At 48.2% G+C, this 3,071-nt stretch carries 1 protein-coding gene and 3 pseudogenes; 2 read left to right on the top strand and 2 right to left on the bottom strand.

The genetic code is table 11. The annotated features are described in order from the left end of the window. Positions 1–371 (bottom strand): annotated as a pseudogene (locus tag BUA75_RS15205) (transposase); the annotation flags it as partial. Positions 372–637: 266 nt separating this feature from the next. On the opposite strand from BUA75_RS15205, the pseudogene BUA75_RS15200 reads away from it, so the two are divergent. Continuing rightward, positions 638–1,815 (top strand): annotated as a pseudogene (locus BUA75_RS15200) (IS110 family RNA-guided transposase). A gap of 117 nt (positions 1,816–1,932) precedes the next feature. Here the strand turns inward: BUA75_RS15200 and BUA75_RS15195 are convergent. Then, positions 1,933–2,544, bottom strand: a pseudogene (locus tag BUA75_RS15195) (transposase); the annotation flags it as partial. Positions 2,545–2,840: 296 nt separating this feature from the next. Here BUA75_RS15195 and BUA75_RS16015 point away from each other — a divergent pair. Further along, positions 2,841–2,981, top strand: coding sequence for a hypothetical protein (locus BUA75_RS16015; protein ID WP_165612053.1), 141 nt, complete (start codon positions 2,841–2,843; stop codon positions 2,979–2,981). Positions 2,982–3,071: the final 90 nt, after the last annotated feature.

Below are 3,071 nucleotides of genomic sequence, written 5' to 3'. Positions count from 1 at the left end.
TGTTTCTCTGGACATAGGTACGAATCCGTTTTCTTATCGTATCGGAACTTCCATTTGGGCATTAAACCCTTTGTGGGATGAAATCGGCGGTGACCCATCACTGCGAAGATACCACGTTCAGTTAATTCGTTACATATCGGATTTGTTAAGTAACCAGAGTCGAGCGCCACGGCTTCAACATTGAAACCAAAACGTTCAATTTGTCTTTCAAGCCGCCCTACGTATGGAATTGAATCATGGATATTGCCTGGCGTGATATGCACATCTGTAATCAAGTTGTACTTCGTATCAACGGTTCTGTGGTCGAGATAGTAAAATCCTTCCGGCTTGCCTTCACGGTACATATATCCACTGTCCGCATCTGTGAGGCTGACCTTTACTTCGCGCTCCTTGGACACCTCCTAGTATATTGATGTTACGTACTCCAAAGAGTTTTGAGATAAAATTCTCGTAGCGGTCGGGGTACTACGATCACCTCCTTGGGACCATTGGTTCTCGACAGAGAGAGTGTAGTCCCCGCCTTGCGAGCGTTTACGAATGAGCTGGATGTTGGAGGGGTTGCCCCCTGTCTTCGAATCTCAAACTAGGTTGTAGATCGCAAGGTTGTGCGGATCCGACCCATTTGGAGGTACGTGCTGTGTATTTTGTTGGTATTGACATTGCCAAACGCCATCATGAAGCCTGTATCATCGACTCAACTGGGCAGAGTCAAGGCAAGACACTACGTTTTCCAAACACGCAGGCTGGTGGCCAGAAGCTGATCCAGTGGATGCAGCATGTCGATCCCGATTTGTCATCCACAGAAGTCGCTCTGGAAGCTACAGGCCATTACTGGTTGGCGTTACACTCGTTTCTCCGTAAACATGGCATACGGGTGCGTGTCATCAACCCCATTCAGTCGGATGCATTTCGCAACATGTACCTTCGACAGACCAAAAATGACACGAAAGACGTATTCATCATTGCTGAGGTGTTGCGCTTTGGACGGTACACCACGACAGAACTCGGCAGTGACGAAATCGTTGCTTTACGGCAATTGAGCCGGTTTCGGTTCAGTCTGGTCGATTCTATCTCAGACCTAAAGCGGCAAGTCATCAGCGTGCTCGATATGTTGTTTCCCGAATACGAGCGACTGTTCTCCGACCTATTTGGCAAGACATCCTCCGAACTGTTGATGGAATACACAACACCGGAAGAAATCCTTGCCGTAGATACAGAAGAATTGGCGGCTTTCATGGCCAAACACAGTCGGAATCGTCTCGGACTGGACAAGGCGGAGGAACTCAAGTCTGCCGCTGCCTCGTCGTTTGGCATTGACATAGCGCTGGATGCGTATCGGCTACAATATTGCGCCTGCTTCTTCAGCAAATTCGCTTTACAGAGGAACAGTTAGAATCCCTGGAAGCCGAGATAGAAAAACGCCTCAAGAGTATGGACACCCATCTCGTGACGATTCCGGGAATTGGTCCGGTACTTGCTGCTGCGATACTCAGTGAAATTGGAGATATTTCCAGATTCCCAACTGGCGTCAAGCTCGTTGCGTTCGCTGGGATCGACCCTACGGTGCGAAGTTCAGGCGAATTTACCGGAACCCACAACCGAATGTCCAAACGAGGCTCTCCGTACTTACGAAGGGCGATTTGGCTGGCTGCAAATGTCGCCAAAATGCACAACCCAATCCTTAAGGATTTTTACGATCAGAAGCGTGCACAGGGGAAACACCACCTGGCTGCAACGGGCGCTGTCGCCCGCAAAATGACGTACATCATTCATGCCGTTCTGCGAGATAAGAAGCCATACGAACCTATGGCGTAAGGCAGCAAATCGACTGAACATTCAAATCACGTCTGTCTTTGACAGGCTTATATAGATGCGCCTCAAAATCACTTCCCTTCATGGTTCTTAGAACTCGAAAGAGTGCTTGACATTAGATAGCTGGTCTTCCTGGGGCTTAAGGACTTTTTTTTGGTGAGCGCTCCGATCTGCAGCGATGGCAAGGTCAAATTCAGCAAGATAGCTTTTTACTTTTTCCTCAACGACTTTCCGCTCGAACTTGTGCTTATTTGCATTGGCTTTAATGTGTGTGGAGTCTGTCATCAGGACTCGTCCAGAAATGAGTCGGTGCTTCATACCTTGGAGAACGATTTCGTCAAAGATGTCTTGAAAGATGCCGGTGTCTGCAAAGCGAATACACCGATTCCATGACAGGGTGGTATGGTCCGGAACCCGGTCAGTAAGTTTTAATCCCAGGAACCAACGGTACGCAACGTTCGTCTTCACTTCTTGTTCCAACTGGCGCTCAGAACGGATGCCGTAAAGATACCCCAGAAAGATCATTTTGAAGAGTACAACCGGATCCACCGCAGGTCGTCAGTTGTCTTCGGAGTAATAAGGACGGACCTTCTCTGGAATGAACGAGAAATCGATGTAACGATCAATCTTCCGAAGAAGATGGTCCTCAGGGACAAGTTCTTCAATAGATACAAACTCGAACTCCAACTGACGACCGTCTTTTGACTGGTACACGTCATCACCACCCAACATTGATTATGAATATTATAACATAAATACATATATTTAGAATAAAAGAGACATAAATCGGGTAGAAGGGGGTGACTAACCCCCGTTCTCCCACACCACCGTACGTACCGTTCGGTATACGGCGGTTCATGTCGTGGAACGAAGGGCATCGTATCGTTCAACTAGGCTAACGAGTCCTTGGTCTCGCCAGTAGGCGAGGCCAAGGGCGTAGTCCCGGATTTCGTGGAAATTTGAAAGTGGCGGTCTCCTGACCCCGTTTAATATAACGGGTTTGGGCTAACAGAAAGGAGAACGCCACTATGAAGTCAAGAGTACACGAGATTGCGCTGAAAGACCAGAAGCAGTTTACAAGATTCGATGCGTCAAAGAACCTCTCTGTCCAACTGGCTCTGCTGGATGTGATGGAAGCGACCAAGGAAGGTCTGATGGCGCTAGTGTGAGCAACAAGTGTAAACTCCCCATTATCAGCAATTGAAAATTCCCCATCTTAAACGGACAATCTCCCCTGGAGGGGAGAAATCTTGGTTCAG

It is taken from the genome of Alicyclobacillus tolerans, assembly GCF_900142255.1.
Taxonomy (GTDB): Bacteria; Bacillota; Bacilli; order Alicyclobacillales; family Alicyclobacillaceae; genus Alicyclobacillus_I; species Alicyclobacillus_I tolerans.
The sequence above is the reverse complement of the archived record's forward strand: the minus strand, read 5'-3'. Positions and strand labels throughout refer to the sequence as shown.